The 14,673-nt window shown below is 71.8% G+C and carries 12 protein-coding genes; 2 read left to right on the top strand and 10 right to left on the bottom strand.

The genetic code is table 11. From position 1 onward, the window contains the following. Positions 1–100: 100 nt before the first annotated feature. The 9 genes from QFZ62_RS07345 to QFZ62_RS07305 form a co-directional block, all read right to left on the bottom strand. Positions 101–901 carry a triose-phosphate isomerase family protein gene (locus tag QFZ62_RS07345; RefSeq protein ID WP_307503638.1) on the bottom strand — a complete coding sequence of 267 codons (801 nt, stop codon included), beginning with the start codon at positions 899–901 and terminating at the stop codon, positions 101–103. Further along, positions 846–1,868 (bottom strand): 4-hydroxythreonine-4-phosphate dehydrogenase PdxA, encoded by a 1,023-nt coding sequence (locus tag QFZ62_RS07340; RefSeq protein ID WP_307503636.1) that lies wholly within the window; start codon positions 1,866–1,868, stop codon positions 846–848. Before QFZ62_RS07340 ends, QFZ62_RS07345 begins: the two co-directional genes overlap by 56 nt. Then, the gene (locus QFZ62_RS07335; protein ID WP_307503634.1) at positions 1,865–2,089 is read right to left on the bottom strand and encodes a hypothetical protein; all 225 of its coding nucleotides are present in this window, start codon (positions 2,087–2,089) and stop codon (positions 1,865–1,867) included. The genes QFZ62_RS07340 and QFZ62_RS07335 overlap by 4 nt, the downstream gene beginning before the upstream one ends. Next, a complete protein-coding gene (locus QFZ62_RS07330; RefSeq protein ID WP_307503631.1) occupies positions 2,086–3,858 on the bottom strand; it encodes a dihydroxyacetone kinase family protein in 1,773 nt (590 codons plus the stop codon). Before QFZ62_RS07330 ends, QFZ62_RS07335 begins: the two co-directional genes overlap by 4 nt. Before the next feature lie 82 nt (positions 3,859–3,940). Continuing rightward, positions 3,941–5,455: a tripartite tricarboxylate transporter permease gene (locus QFZ62_RS07325; protein ID WP_307503628.1), complete on the bottom strand. Its 1,515-nt coding sequence runs from the start codon at positions 5,453–5,455 to the stop codon at positions 3,941–3,943. A gap of 9 nt (positions 5,456–5,464) precedes the next feature. Further along, positions 5,465–6,085 (bottom strand): tripartite tricarboxylate transporter TctB family protein, encoded by a 621-nt coding sequence (locus tag QFZ62_RS07320; RefSeq protein WP_307503625.1) that lies wholly within the window; start codon positions 6,083–6,085, stop codon positions 5,465–5,467. Next, positions 6,082–7,041, bottom strand: coding sequence for a tripartite tricarboxylate transporter substrate binding protein (locus QFZ62_RS07315; protein WP_307503622.1), 960 nt, complete (start codon positions 7,039–7,041; stop codon positions 6,082–6,084). The genes QFZ62_RS07320 and QFZ62_RS07315 overlap by 4 nt, the downstream gene beginning before the upstream one ends. A gap of 378 nt (positions 7,042–7,419) precedes the next feature. Then, a complete protein-coding gene (locus QFZ62_RS07310) occupies positions 7,420–8,598 on the bottom strand; it encodes an MFS transporter (RefSeq protein ID WP_373425972.1) in 1,179 nt (392 codons plus the stop codon). 248 nt (positions 8,599–8,846) lie between these two features. Beyond that, a complete protein-coding gene (locus QFZ62_RS07305; protein WP_307503620.1) occupies positions 8,847–10,115 on the bottom strand; it encodes a glycoside hydrolase family 27 protein in 1,269 nt (422 codons plus the stop codon). Between the two features lie 95 nt (positions 10,116–10,210). Between QFZ62_RS07305 and QFZ62_RS07300 the strand changes: the two genes are divergently transcribed. After that, a complete protein-coding gene (locus QFZ62_RS07300; protein WP_307503617.1) occupies positions 10,211–11,227 on the top strand; it encodes a LacI family DNA-binding transcriptional regulator in 1,017 nt (338 codons plus the stop codon). A 31-nt stretch (positions 11,228–11,258) separates the two neighbouring features. Here QFZ62_RS07300 and QFZ62_RS07295 read toward each other — a convergent pair whose 3' ends face one another. Next, the gene (locus QFZ62_RS07295; RefSeq protein WP_307503614.1) at positions 11,259–13,493 is read right to left on the bottom strand and encodes a glycoside hydrolase family 36 protein; all 2,235 of its coding nucleotides are present in this window, start codon (positions 13,491–13,493) and stop codon (positions 11,259–11,261) included. Between the two features lie 337 nt (positions 13,494–13,830). On the opposite strand from QFZ62_RS07295, the gene QFZ62_RS07290 reads away from it, so the two are divergent. After that, the gene (locus tag QFZ62_RS07290; protein WP_307503611.1) at positions 13,831–14,670 is read left to right on the top strand and encodes a carbohydrate ABC transporter permease; all 840 of its coding nucleotides are present in this window, start codon (positions 13,831–13,833) and stop codon (positions 14,668–14,670) included. Positions 14,671–14,673: the final 3 nt, after the last annotated feature.

Genomic DNA, 14,673 nt, shown 5'->3' with positions numbered 1-14,673 from the left:
TGGGGGGCGTCGCTTCGTGACTGCCATGTGCTCGCTCTCGTGGGTCCGCCGTCGTCGCGCAGGGGTGCGTCTGTGCGAGGAGGGACGGGACAGGTGGATTCTATTCGGCCGAGCGGGCGGCCTCGTCGAGGACCGTGCGCACGGCACGCGGGTCGTGGGCGAAGCGTCCCAGGAAGAGCCCATCCGCATCGGGCAGCAGCCGGGCCAGCAGCCCAGGTCCCGCGCTGCCGCCGTAGATCACCGGCGGAACCGGCGACCGAGTGCCCCAGGCCGCCTTGATCTCGCGGATGACGGCGCGTACGTGCTCCGCTGGTGCGGGTTCCGCGGCGCCGATGGCCCACACCGGTTCGTAGGCCAGGAGGGGTGCTGCGAGTCCCGACGCGCGTGCCTGCTCGAGGCACGTGGCGGCTGCGTGCGCCGCGGAGAGCCGCTCCGTCTCGCCGACGCAGAGGAGCCCGCGCATGCCGGCGGCTTCCACCCGGGCTGCCTTCTCCCGGATCACCTCGTCGGTCTCTCCGAGCAAGGAGCGCCTCTCCGCATGGCCGAGCTCCACCATCGTCACGCCCATCTCGGCGAGCATCGGAGCGACGGTCTCCCCGGTGTACGCGCCAGCTTCCCAGCGGCTGACGTCCTGTGCCGCGATGGAGACGGGCGAGCTGCCGGAGATGCGCACCGCGGACTCCAGGAGCGGGGTGGAGGGTGCGAGGAACACGCGGACGATGCCGTCCCGCACGGCAGGGTGGGATCGCGCGATGGCGAGGACCGCCTCCAACCACTCCAGGGACTGCGCATAGGAGAGGTACGCCTTCGTGCTGATCCCGATGTGGAGGGGAGCGCGTTCCATCTCAGAGTGCGCGCGCGACGCGACGCCCGGCGATGGCGATGGCCACGTCCAGGGCATTCTGGCTCGACGTCACGCTCGCCTTGCCCGTGCCGGCGATGTCGAACGCCGTCCCGTGCGCCGGCGTCGCGATCACGACGGGGAGTCCGCCCTGGACCGTCACGCCGCCGTCGAAGCCCATGAGCTTGATGGCGATCTGACCCTGGTCGTGGTACATCGTGACGATGCCGTCGTACCGCTCCTTGGATCCGATGAAGATCGTGTCGGAGGGCCAGGGGCCGTCGACCTGGATGCCCAGCGCCGCAGCGGCGTCGACCCCGGGCCGGATGACGTCGATCTCCTCTCGGCCGAAGATGCCGTTCTCCCCGTTGTGGGGGTTGAGGGCGCAGACGCCGATCCTCGGGCTTTCGATCCCGGAGTCGTGCAGCAGGCCGTGCAGCAGCTGCACGGCGTCGACGACGCCCTGCGTGGTGACGCGGTCGGCGACCTCGCGGATCCCGATGTGGGAGGTCACGCGGGCCGTCCACATGCCCGGGATGATGTTGATCTCGCTCGTGACGCCGTCGTGATGCAGCTCCTTCGCGAACCAGCGCAGCTCGTCCTCCTCGGTCATGCCGCCGAGATGGAGGCTGGTCTTGTTCAGGGGGGTGAAGACGATCGCCTCGATCTCGCCGGCGTTCGCCAGATCGATGGCCCGCCGGAGCTGGTGCAGCGCCCGCGCTCCCGCTTCCTGGCTGACCTGGCGCGGCGGGATGGGGTCGACGGGTGCCGAGCCGTCATCGAGGAGGGTGGCGAAGCCGGGGCGACGGTCGTCGCTGAGGGGGATCTCGACGCCGATCACGGCCGCTGCGGCATCGAGCTCGCTCCGGTCGGCGAGGATCAGGATCTCGGCAGCGTGGAGGTTGGCCGGGTCCGCGAGGAGGCGGGCGGCCAGTTCGGGGCCCACGCCGGCCGGGTCGCCCAGCGTGAGGGCGATGCGGGGCCGGGTGGATGCGGTGGAGCTGGCGGATGGGGCGATGACGGTCATGTGCGGTCCTCCTGGGTTGCTGCGGACCCGGATCCGGGTCCGTCGTGGTCGTGCACGGCGTCGACCTCGGCGGCCGAGGCGCTGGTCGGATCGAAGCGGTAGTCGAGGCGTTCGCCTGCGAACCGTCGGGCGAGCTCGAGTCCGATGACCCGCTGCCCGAGGCGCCGCACCTGCGCGTCGTCGCTGCCGACGACGATCCCGAGCGGTGCGGGCACGGTCATGCCCCCGGGTCGGTGGTGGATGGGTGGGCACCTGCCGGCGCAGCGGCACCTCGGACCTCCGACGTCGCAGGGCGGAACCCGGCGGCGATGACCTCGACGATGCGCGCGAAGGACACCGCGCCGGCGTCGGGATGTCCGATGCTGCGCTCGGCCAGGGGTCGGGCGCGTCCGAGCCGGGGGCGGAGCGCGGCCGTCGCGTCGGACGCCTGCTGCGCCGCGGACGCGGCGGCGCGCCAGGCGTCGGCCGGTGTCGCGTTCGCCTCGGCGGCGAGCTCCAGCGCGGTGACGGCGGGGGCGAAGGCGTCGACGAGCGTCTTGTCGCCGACCTCCGCTCTCCCCAGCCGCTGGATGGCGGACAGCCCGGCGGCCGCAGCACGCGCGGCAGCCGCGGGGGAGGCGGGATCGTCCTCCTCGGCGAGGCTGGCGCCGGCGCTGGTGAGGCAGACACCCCAGAGGGCGCCGGAGGTTCCTCCGGCGTGCTCGGCCCAGCTCTCCCCCGCGTCCGCGAGGACGGTCCCGATGCCGGCTCCCCGGCCGACCGCGGACGTCGCGGCCTCGACCGCGGCGGTGATGCCGCGCAGCATGCCGATGCCGTGGTCGCCGTCGCCGGCGATGGCGTCGATGCGACCGAACTCCTCCTCGGACTCCGCGATCATCTCGCGTGCGCGGCGGAGCGCCTCGAGGACCGTCGCCGACGCATGCGCGTGACGGAGGTCGTCCGGGGCATGGGTCGGGCCGGCTGCCTCATCGACGGCGGCGATGGTCGCAGCGGAGTCGATCGTGCCCTTGCGGAACGCGGGAGTGGAGCACGCGGCGCCCCAGAGGCGCTCGAGGTCCTCGTCGACCCACATGAGGGTCAGGGACACACCCGACATGTCCAGGCTCGTGACGAGCTCCCCCACCTCGGGCTCGACGATGGTGACGCCCGCGCCCTCCAGCAGTCGGACGACATGTCCGTACAGGACGAAGAGCTCCTCGTACTTGAAGGTCCCGAGGCCGTTGAGCAGCACGACGGCGCGGTCCCCGGCTCCCGCGGGTGCCTCCTCGAGCAGGCGCAGGACGAGGAGCTCGGCCAGCTCGGACGCGTTGGGGAGCGCCGCCTCGGAGATGCCGGGCTCACCGTGGATGCCGAGCCCGATGGACATGCGGCCCTCGGGGACGGTGAACAGCGGCTCGACCGCCCCGGGGAGCGTGCAGCCGGAGAACGCGACGCCGAGGGAGCGCGTCGCTTCGTTGGCGCGACGGCCGAGCTCCTCGACCTGGTCGAGGTCCATCCCGGCCTCCGCGGCGGCGCCGATGACCTTGAAGACCGTCAGGTCGCCCGCGATGCCGCGGCGGCGAGCCCGCTCGTCCGGGCTCGCGCTCGCCACGTCGTCGGTGACCTCGACGACGCGCACGTCCATGCCCTCGGACCGGAGACGCTCGGCGGCCTGTCCGAAGTTCAGCACGTCGCCGGCGTAGTTGCCGTAGCTGAGGACCACGCCTCCGCCCTGTTCCGTGGCGCGGGCGACGCGGCAGACCTGGCCGGCGGACGGCGAGGCGAAGATGTTCCCGTAGGCGACCCCGGCCGCGAGGCCCGGCCCGACGAGACCGGCGAACGCCGGGTAGTGGCCGGATCCTCCCCCGATGACGAGCGAGACCGAGCCGGCGGGCAGGGCGCTCCGTCGGGCGACCCCGCCGTCCACGCGGCGGAGGGAGGCGTGCGCGGCGACGAATCCCGTGAGGGCGTCGTCGGCGAAGGTCGTGGCGTCGTGCTTCAAGACGGTCACGCGACCATCTCCTCTCGGACTCGGGGTGCGCGGGATGCGCGGGAGGCGCCAGGCGGGCGGGGGACGGAGCGCGATGCGGGGATCACACGCCCTCCTTCTCGCGCTCGGGCACGACCGCGGGACGCCGGCGCACCGCGAAGCGCGTCGCGAGCTTCGGCACGACCATGAGCGCGACCGTGAAGATCAGGATGCCGACGCTGATCGGGTGCTCGAGCATGATGCCGAAGTTGCCCTGCCCCAGCGCGGAGGTCTGGACCAATGACTTCTCGAACAGCGGTCCGAGGACCAGGCCGAGCACGAGCGGCGCCATCGGCAGGTCCAGCTCCTTCATCAGCCAGCCGACGATCCCGAAGATCAGGACGAGCAGCACGCTGAACATGTTGTTGCTGACCGAGTAGGCGCCGACGAAGCTCGTCAGCAGGATGATCGGGTAGAGGTAGCCGTAGGGGATGCGGAGCATCTGCGCGAACACCGGAGCCAGCGGCAGGTTCAGCACCAGCAGCATCACGTTGCCGATGAAGAACGACACCAGCAGGCCCCAGATCAGGGTCGGCTGCGTCTCGAACAGTCGCGGTCCCGGCTGCAGGCCGTAGACCGTGAAGGCGCCCAGCAGCACCGCCGTCGTCCCACCACCGGGGATGCCGAGGGCGAGGGTGGGGACGAAGTTCGCGTTCGCCGCGGCGTTGTTGGCGCTCTCGGGAGCTGCGACGCCCTCGATGGCGCCCTTGCCGAACATGGCCTTCCGGGGCGACACGCGCTTCTCGATGCCGTAGGCCATGAAGCTCGCCAGCGTGGAGCCCGCTCCGGGGAGGATCCCCAGCACGAACCCGATGCCGCTGCCGCGGAGGATCGGGCCCGCGCTCCGCTTGAGCTCCGCACGGCTGATGACCATGTCCTTGAACCGCGTGCGGATCGGGGCGTCCGCTCCCTGGCGGATCTGGTGAAGGACCTCGCCGACCGCGAACAGGCCGATCATGACCTCGATGAAGGGGATGCCGCCGAGGAGGTTGATGTTGCCGAACGTGAAGCGCGCGCTGCTGAAGCCGGTGGCGACGCCGACCGTGGAGATGAGCAGGCCCACGGCGGCCATCATGAGCCCGCGGGAGAGCGAGCCGCCGGCGAAGCTGACCACGATGACGAGGCCGAGGATCATGATCGCCAGGTTCTCGACCGGCCCGAAGTTGAGGGCGAGGTCCGCGAGGGGAGGTGCGAGCCACATGAGGAGCGCCAGCGAGATGATGGCGGCCACGAAGGAGCCGATGGCGCTGATCGCGAGGGCGGAACCCGCCTTGCCGTTCTTCGCCATCTGGTAGCCGTCGAGCGTGGTGACCACGCTCGCGGCTTCGCCTGGGGTCGAGATGAGCACCGAGGTGATGGTGCCCCCGTACTGGGCGCCGTAGTAGATGCCGGCGAGCATGATGAGCGCCGTCACCGGCTCGAGGGTGAGCGTCAGCGGGATGAGGATGGCGACGCCGGTGGTGGAGCCGAGTCCGGGCATGAGCCCGATGACGGTGCCGAGCAGCACGCCGATGAAGCACCACAGGAGGTTCTCCGGCGTGAACGCGGTGGAGAAGCCGAGTGCGAGGTTGTCGAGCATTGTCGGCTCCTAGATGATCCCGAGCAGGCCCTGCGGCAGGGGGACCCGCAGCAGGAGGACGAAGATGCCGTACGTCACGGCGCCGGCGGAGAGCGCGACGAGTGCGGACGGCACGAGGGAACGACGCTCGACGAAGACGGCGACGACGAAGAGGAGCAGCACGAAGGCGATCAGGAAGCCGACGACCTGCACCGCGAGCAGCGTCACGACGACGAGCCCCAGCACGACCGCGAGCATGCGGTTCCGCTGGCGCTGCGTGCGACCGAAGATGTCGACGTCAGCGCCATCTCCCAGGGCGGTCTGCACCGACTGGGTGCTCGTGGACTCCGCGCCCGGGTCGTCGGCCGCATGTGCGCCTGGGTGGACGGCGCGGTCGTGCAGCCGTTCGTCGACCGTGTCGAGGATGAGCTCCGCCTGGGTGGGCAGGTCCTTCCTGCGCCGTACCCGGCCGAGGACGTCGAGCACCGCGAACACGGCGACGAGCCCTCCGGACATCACGGGCAAGAATCCCGGCCCGATCTCGCCGTCCTCGACGGTCACGCCGTAGCCGATCCCGCCGAGCACCGCCGCGACGCCGATGACGGCGAGCACGACGCTGGCGAGGAGGCCGCCCCGCTGGGCGACGGTCACTGTGCGAAGACCTTCTCGAGGTCGGCCGTGTTCTCCGCGAGGTACGCGCCGAACTCGTCGCCGTACTGGGCGTTGGCCTGCATGTAGTTGGACTCGATGTACTCCGTGTACGCGGCGCTGGTCTCGTACTCCTTCGCCGCGTCGATCCAGTACTGCGTGCTCTCCTCGCCGATGTTCCCCGGGGCGATGAAGCCGCGGAACTGGGCGAAGGCGACGTCGATGCCCTGCTCGGACGCGGTGGGGATGTCCTTGAGCTCGTCGTACGTGTAGCGCTCCTCGGACACGGCGCACAGGGCCTTCAGGTCTCCGGCCTCGAGCTGCGCGATGACCTCGGACGGGTTGAGCGACGCGACGTCCACCTGTCCGCCGAGGATGCCGGTGAGCACCTCGCTGCCGGAGGTGAAGGGCACGCGGTCGAACTCGACGTCCTGGTCCTCCTCGATGAGGGTGAACACGATCTCGTCCAGCGATGTGGCGCCCGAGACCGCGGCGACCACCCGATCGTCACGGGCAGCGTCGACGAGGTCCTCGCAGGTGTCGTACTCGCTGTCGGGTGCGACGACGATGAGTGTGAAGTCGTCGCCGACCTTCATGATCGGGGTGAAGTCCTCGTAGGTGAACTCGACGTCCTGCGTCACCGGCAGCGCGACCATGGCGGTCTCGGCGGCCAGCAGGAGGTTGTTCTTGCCCTGCTGGGCGAGGAAGTGGGAGTAGCCGATGGCGCCGGATCCGCCTTCGCGGTTCTCCACGCTCACGTTGAGCCCGGTGCCGCTCTCCAGCCCGGAGGCGATGGCGCGTCCGGACTGGTCGCTTCCGCCGCCGGCGCCCATGGGCACGATCATCGTGACGTTGCCCGACGGTGCGCCGTCGGCGGCGGGAGCCTCGGCGCCGCAGGCGCTGAGGGAGAGGACGGACACCGCGGTGAGGGCGGCTGCGACAGACAGGCGTGACTTCATTGTCGTGATCTCCAGTGATCAGGTGAGCGGGTCCGGGTGACCCGGGCTCAGCATCCCATATCCTATAGGATTTGCAAATACCGGCGTGAAGAACCTGATCACGACGTTCTTCCGCGGGATGGAGAGAGGCCTCATCTCGGGCCCGGCGGGTGCCCGGCCGCGAGGGGAGCGGGGTCGACGCGCCCGTGGGCAGCCGCGTCCGACCCCGGGCACGTGGCTCCGGGATGGGATCCGCGCCGGCTCGGGAACCGACTCGCCTCCCGTCGCCGGCTGCGTGGTCAGCCCCCGCTCCGAGCTCGAAAGCCGCACGACCTGAGCATGCGACCACTCGCACGTCTCAGCAGGGGCGCTGGGACCGGGTGCACGACACGGGACGCGCTACCCGCGTCCGCCCCTCCGCCGCGGGCCGGCCGCCCGCGTCAGGGAGGATGCCGCCGCGACGAGCACCAGGACCAGGATCATGGCCCCTCGGAGGCCGAAGTGCTCGCCGAGGAAACCGAGCAGCGGCGGCCCCACGAGGAACGCGATGTAGCCGACGGTGGCGACCGCGGCCACGGAGGACGTGGGGTCGTCGCTGTCCGCGGCGGCGGAGAGCGTGACCGGGAATCCGAGCGCGGCACCCAGCCCCCAGAGGGCCACCGCGCAGCCGGCGGCGATCGGGCTGTCGACGAAGACGACGATCGCGATGCCGGCCGCCGAGATGAGCGCGCTGACCCGCAGGACGGCCACGTTCCCGAAGCGCGCCAGCAGCGGCGCACCCAGGAACCGGCCGACGGTCATGGCTGCGGCGAAGCCGGCGAACACGATCGTGCCGACGGTCGCGGACGCGCCGTGGCCGTCGACCATGAGCAGGGGCAGCCAGTCCATGGCGGAGCCCTCGGCGAGGGCGAGGGCGAGGACGATCGCCCCGAGCATGAGGATCCGCGGCTCGCGGGCCACCTGCAGCAGCGACCGGCGAGCAGGCGGGGCGGGCTCGCCGGCGGTCACGGCGGTGACGCGGCCGGTCGACGCCGAGACGTGGCGGATGACCGTGCCCAGCAGGGCGCAGCCGAGCACGGCCACGCCGGCCAGCTGCCAGAGGACGGGGAACTCGATCGCGGTGAGCCCGATGCCCGCGACGGACCCGATCACCGTGCCCAGGCTGAAGCAGCCGTGCATCGCGGGGAGGACGGATCGACCCAGGGCGCTCTCGATGGCGGCGCCCTCCAGGTTCAACGCGATCTCGGAGAAGCCGATCCCGAGACCGGTCAGCGCGAGTCCGATGAACACGCCGGCGGTGGAGGAGAGGCTCGCCGCGACCCCGACCAGCGCGATGCCCAGGACGAAGGACGCCCCTCCCAGCGCGACGGTGGTGCGGACGCCGTGACGTCGGACGAACGCCGCCGACGTGAGCACCCCGGTCATGGAGCCCACGGACAGTCCGAGGAGGACGAGGCCCATCTCCGCGGTGGATGCGGTCAGGAGGTCGCGGACGGCGGGGGTCCGCACCACCCAGGAGGACATCCCGATCCCGAAGGCGAGCATGAAGGCGAAGACCGCGAGACGGCGGCGGTGCAGGGCTCCGCGCGTCTCCGCGCTTCCCGGGCGCGCGTCCGTCGTCGGCTCGACATGGTGGGGTGACCGCTCCGTGCTCGGCTCGGTCGATCGCGTGCGGTCGGGCATGGGGTCCTCCGGGTGGTCGGGTGTCGTGGACGGGACGCTGGGCTCGGACCGCTCGCCGTGACGACGCTACCCGGCCCGTCGAGGCGGCAGCGTCGGCGGGCCGCGTCGGACGGTCGGCACCGGGGCGGCGACGCGGCCGCGCGTCACCCCAGGTCGAACCGCACGACCCGGGCTCCGTGCGCGGGCACGTCCAGCTCCAGCGCGTCCCCGGCGACCGACACGGGCTCCCCGGACCACACGTCGGTGACGGTGGTCGGTGCTCCGGGTCGCAGCCCCACCGAGGACAGCGGGATGCGTCGCACCGTGCCCTCGGCCCCGAGCTGGAACACCGCGACGTAGCGCGCGTCGGCGTCCGTCGCCGCGGCCGTCCAGACGACCAGGTCGTCCTCGCGGATCACCTCCCGGTTGTCCTGGGAGTGCTGCAGGACGCGGATCATCCCCGGCACGGTGAGCAGGGCGATGGTCTCGGGCCGGCTCCTCGGGAGGTCGCCCCCGTACATGAGGGGCGAGCGCGACATCATCCAGAGGCTCATGAGGGTGCGCTGCTCATCGAGGGTGAGGAGGCTGTCCCGGTCCTCGCCGCGCTCGGCTCGGATGCCGATGCGGCCGAGCGGCAGCATGTCCGCGTCCGCCCAGGAACCGGCCTGCTGGAACGGGGCCCAGCGCGCCATGCGGCTGAACTGGTCGAGCACGTCGCTCCACCTGTCCCACAGGTCGTCGGACACGCGCCACATCTCCGCGGACTCGCGCAGGTGGTCGAGGTGCATCGTCGAGAGGTGCGTCCCCGGGGAGAGGCTCAGGAGGATGTCCCGCCCGGAGCGCTCGATGGCGAGGTGATAGGCCGAGATCTCGCGCTCGTGGTACGGGCTGAGCATGTCGTCCGCCTTCACCAGGTCGACTCCCCAGGCGGCGAACTGCGCGAGCTGGGCGTCGTAGTACGCCTGGGCCCCGGGGTGGTCGTGGTCGAGGCCGTAGTTGTCGGGGTTCCAGGCGCAGACCGAGGACGTGTCGGCGATCTGCGCGGCGGTCGCCTCCGTCCCCAGCACGGGGAGGTCGCGCTCGACCGCGAGGCGCGGGATCCCGCGCATGATGTGCAGGCCGAAGCGGAGCCCGAGATCGTGCACCGCCTGCGCGAGCGGACCGAATCCCGCGCCGTCGGCTGCGGAGGGGAACCGGTTGACGGCCGGCATCTGGCGCCCGTGCGCGTCGAGCTCGACCGGGGGAGCGTCGTTGTAGCCGCCGGCACGTGCGGTGGGCTCGTACCACTGGATGTCGACCACCACCGTGTCCCATCCGAACGGCAGCAGGTGCTCGGCCATGAACCGGGCGTTCGCCAGGACCTCCTCCTCCGTCACGGTCGTTCCGTAGCTGTCCCAGCTGTTCCAGCCCATGGGGGGTGTGAGCGCGGTCATCGGTCGTCCTCTCGTCGTTCCGGGTCGGGCACGTGCGGCTCCGGGCGTCGATGCCCGGAGCGGATGGGGCGATGGGGGGCCGCTACTGTCGGGTCATGACCGAGTCGCGACGTGGGAAGCAGCCCGGCATCGCGGACGTCGCGCGACTCGCGGGCGTCTCCAACGCGACCGTGTCGCGGGTGCTGAACGGCAGCGACCAGGTGAGCGCGCGCCGCCGCGCTGCGGTCACGCGGGCGGTCGACGAGCTCGGGTACCGGCCCAACGAGGCGGCCCGTGCCCTCGTGAGCGGCCGCAACCGCCTCGTCGGGGTCCTCGCCGGCGACACCGCCCGGTACGGGTTCGCCTCCACGATCCAGGGGATCCAGGAGGCCGCCATCGCGCACGGCCTCCTCGTGACCGTCGCCGTCGTGCCCACCGGGCACCCGGACGACGCCCGATCGGCGGTGGACCTGCTGCTGCGGCTGCCCCTCGCCGGGGTGGTGGGGATCGAGTTCGACAGCCCCGTCAGCAGGGCGCTGGAGCTGCTGCCCACCGACCTGCCCGCCGCCTCCGCGACGCTCATGGGGACGCACCTCTCGGGGGTGCCGCACGCCCACATCGACGACGAGGTCGGAGCCCGGCTCGCGACCGAGCACCTGCTGGGGCTCGGGCACCGGACCGTCCATCACCTGAGCGTCGACCACCCGTCCGAGTCGGGTCGAGGCCGCACGCGCGCCTACCTGGAGACCCTCGCCCGGGCGGGCGTGGCCGCGCCCGAGGTCATCATGACCGGATGGCACCCGCGCCAGGCCTACGACGCGACGCTGCGCGCGCTGGACGACGACGCGACGGCGCTGTTCTGCTTCAACGACGACATCGCCCTCGGCTCCCTCCGGGCGTTGACCGAGTCGGGGCGCCGGGTGCCCGACGACATCAGCCTGGTCGGCTTCGACGACGCGACCTTCTCCCAGGTCATCTCGCCCTCGCTCACGAGCGTGCGGATGGACTTCCGGGGCCTGGGGCGCGCCGTCCTGGAGCAGCTGGTCGCGCGCATGGAGGACACGCCCGCGCCCGACGACGTCGACCTCCCCGCGCAGCTCATCGTGCGCGAGAGCACCGCCGCGCCGCGGTGACGGCGCCCGGCCTGCGAGCGCCGTCGCCGCCTCAGGCGCGGCGCACCCGGTACATGCGCGCACCGGCGATCCCCGTCCCGCTCCCGGAGTCGAGGCTCATCCCCTCGGCCGTGCGGGTCGACGTCCACTCCGCGCCGATGCCCGCCGGCGGGTAGACCTGCTCGACGTCCACGTCGCCGTCACCGAGGTGGGGGAGCGCCAGCTGGACCACCGGTCCGGCGTGCGCCTGCCGCCATGCCACCACGTACGTGTCGGGGGAGTCGGCGACGTCGAACGCCACGCTCGTCCACGCGTCGTCCCAGGACGGCAGCCCGGTGGGGAAGCGCGGCGTCGAGGAGGCGAGGGCGTGCCGCGTCTCCTTGTGGACCCGGACCGCGTCGGCCACGAGGTCGAGCCCGTGGTCGTCCATGCCGCTCAGCACCCCCGCCTGGTAGAGGCGCCCGGCGAGGCCGGTGCACTCGGTGAACACGACCATCTCGTCGGTCATGTCGGGCTGCGGGTACGCCCAGTTGCCGGCCTGCTCGGGGAGGATGTGCGCCAGCGCGCCCACCGCGATCATCGGGTAGAGGAGCGGATCCTGCTGGTCCGAGGTGGACTGGAGCTGCAGCACCCGCAGCATGGCGGCGTCCGAGCGCATGGCGCCCGAGCCGCAGTTCTCGAGGATGAGGTCGGGGTGCCGGTCCAGCACGTCCGACAGCCACGCGAGGAGGGCGCGGTTGTGGTCGAGCAGGCCCGCGCCCACGGAGGACGCGTCGAGGTCGGTCCCGGCGCCGGGGGTGACGTTGTAGTCCAGCTTGAAGAAGCCGACCCCGAGGTCGCCGACGAGCCGGTCGACCGCCTCGTCGAGGTGCGCGCGGGCTGCGGGCGAGCGGAGGTCGAGCAGGTAGCGGGCGTTCTCGACGACCCGCACCCCGCCGCGCTGCAGGAAGGCCGAGTCCGGCAGGGTGCGCGCGGCCTCGCTGGTCACGCCGACGACCTCGGGTTCGAGCCAGAGCCCCGCCACCATGCCGCGCGACCGGATGTGGTCGAGCACCGACGGGAGCCCGGAGGGGAACCGCGCGGTCGACGGCATCCAGTCCCCGACGCTCGCCCACCAGCCGGCGGTGTCGTCGTACCACCCGGCGTCGATGCAGAAGACCTCCGCGCCGACGCGTGCGGCGGCGTCGATGAGGGGCAGCAGCTTGCCCTCGGTGGGGTCGCCCTCCAGCGTGTTCATGTAGTCGTTGAAGACCACGGGGAGGGCGTCGCCGGCCGTGTGCCGGCGCCGGGATGCGCGGCGCTGCTCGGCGAGGCGGCCGAAGGCGTCCTCCAGGGAGCCGGCGGCGGTGAACGAGACGGGCACGGTCGTGAACGACGTGGTCCCGTCGAGGACGACGGACCACTGGTGGAGCGTGTCCGTGGGGCCGAGGACGGCGACGTAGGCGCCGTCGCGGGACCGGTCGGCGCGGGGCGGCCCGAACGGGGTGTCGCTGAACAGCCGGTCCTCGAGGGGGACCCCGCCGTGACCCCAGTCGGGGTCCTCGCCCAGCTCGAACGCCCACGCGCCGTTGTGCTCGACCTGCCAGGCGAGCGTCCGGCCGGTGCGGCGATCGCGTGCCGCTCCTGCGGGGTTCGCCACGCCGGAGGACCACGTGCTGGAGCTCGAGATCGCGAGGCGGTTGCGGCTGGTCTCGCCGCGGGCCGTGCGGTCGATGGCGACCAGGCCCGGGGATCGGAGCGGCCGCGAGGTCCACCTGTTCTCCGAGCACCAGCCGCTGTCCGCCCACCAGAGGTCGACGTCGTTCGGCGAGTCGGACACCACGGCGCCCGTCGCGAAGCTCGTGACGGCCCAGATCGGCAGCGGCGCGCGCGCCGCCTCGACCCGGATCGTGGTGGTGGTGCGGACCGCGGCGACACCGGCGTGCGCCTCGAGCACCGTGGTGGCGACGAGGCCGGATCCCTCGTGCCGCTGCACGATCTCCAGCCTGTCGACGCCGTCCGTCGAGCTCGGCGTCGAGCTGACGAACCGCAGCCCGGCGCCGAGGGCCGTGCCGTCGTAGCGGTAGCTGTTGTTGAGGCGGCCCCAGGCGGGGGAGAGCACCTCCACCAGCGGTTGACGGGGACTCGTGCGCTCCGTCGACGACTCCGGATCGGCGGCCGTGCCGGCTCCGGCACCGCCCATGGCCACGAGGCGCACCGGGCCGTCGGGATCGTGCTCGAACGTGAGGAGGAGACCGCCGCCGTCCCACTGGATCGAGGTGGTCAGGGGGGTGTCGATGACGGTCACGAGGGCTCCGTTGCGCTTCGGTGGACGGCTGTCAGGAGCGACTGTAGCTCGGATGGTGGACGGAATGTAAGCGTTTACATTCGTTACCTTTCCGTTACATCGGTTCGTTGTGCCGACCCGCGCCCGCGGTCACACTGAGGCGGCGGGGGCCTCTGGTCCTCGATGCCCGCGATGGAGCGGGAAGGACGAAGGAGTCTCGATGGCACTCTCCGTGAACGGTCGCAGCACCACCGCCGGGCCACCGGCCGCGGTCCCCGCGCCGGCATCCGCCCGGCGATCGAGCGGCGGCAGCCCGCCGAGACGAGCTCGGCGGCCGGACGACACCCGGCTCGCGGCGATGTTCCTCATCCCGGCCGCGCTCGGCCTCGTCGTCTTCTACTTCTGGCCCCTGGCCCGCGGGATCTGGTTGAGCTTCACCTCCTGGGACCTGCTCTCGCCGGCCCGGTTCATCGGCATCGAGAACTACCAGCGCATGCTCGCCGACCCGATCTTCTGGAACGCCGCACGGGTCACGATCTACTACGTGGTCCTCAACATCGGGTTCCAGACGGTCATCGCGCTCGGCATCGCGGTGCTCATGCAGCGGCTGACGCAGTCCACGCTCCTCCGCGGCGTGATCCTCGCGCCGTACCTGGTCTCCAACGTCGTCGCCGCCCTCGTCTTCCTCTGGATCCTCGACTTCCAGCTCGGCATCGGGAACCAGATGCTCGAGTGGATCGGCCTCGACCGCATCGGGTTCTTCACGACCGAGGCGGCGGTGATCCCCACGATCGCCGCCGTGAACGTCTGGCGGCACATGGGCTACACGGCGCTGCTGATCTTCGCGGGCCTGCAGGCCATCCCGGCCAACTACTACGAGGCCGCCCGGGTCGACGGCGCATCGGAGATCCGCATGTTCCGCGGCATCACCCTGCCGTTGCTCCGACCCGTGCTCGGCCTGGTCCTCATCATCTCCGTGATCGGGTCGTTCCAGGTATTCGACACCGTCTCGGTGACGACCAACGGCGGCCCGGTCGACGCGTCCCGGCTGCTGCAGGTCTACATCTACGACAAGGCGTTCGCGCAGTTCGACTTCGGCTACGCGTCGACGCTCAGCGTCGCGATGCTGATCATCCTCGTGATCGTCACCTACTTCCAATACCGCCTCACGCGGGCCGGCCAGTCCGACCTGAACTAGGAG

Origin of the sequence: Clavibacter sp. B3I6, assembly GCF_030816895.1 — a bacterium.
Taxonomy (GTDB): domain Bacteria; phylum Actinomycetota; class Actinomycetes; order Actinomycetales; family Microbacteriaceae; genus Clavibacter.
Note: the sequence above shows the minus strand (reverse complement) of the source record. Positions and strands in the feature narration are given on the sequence as shown.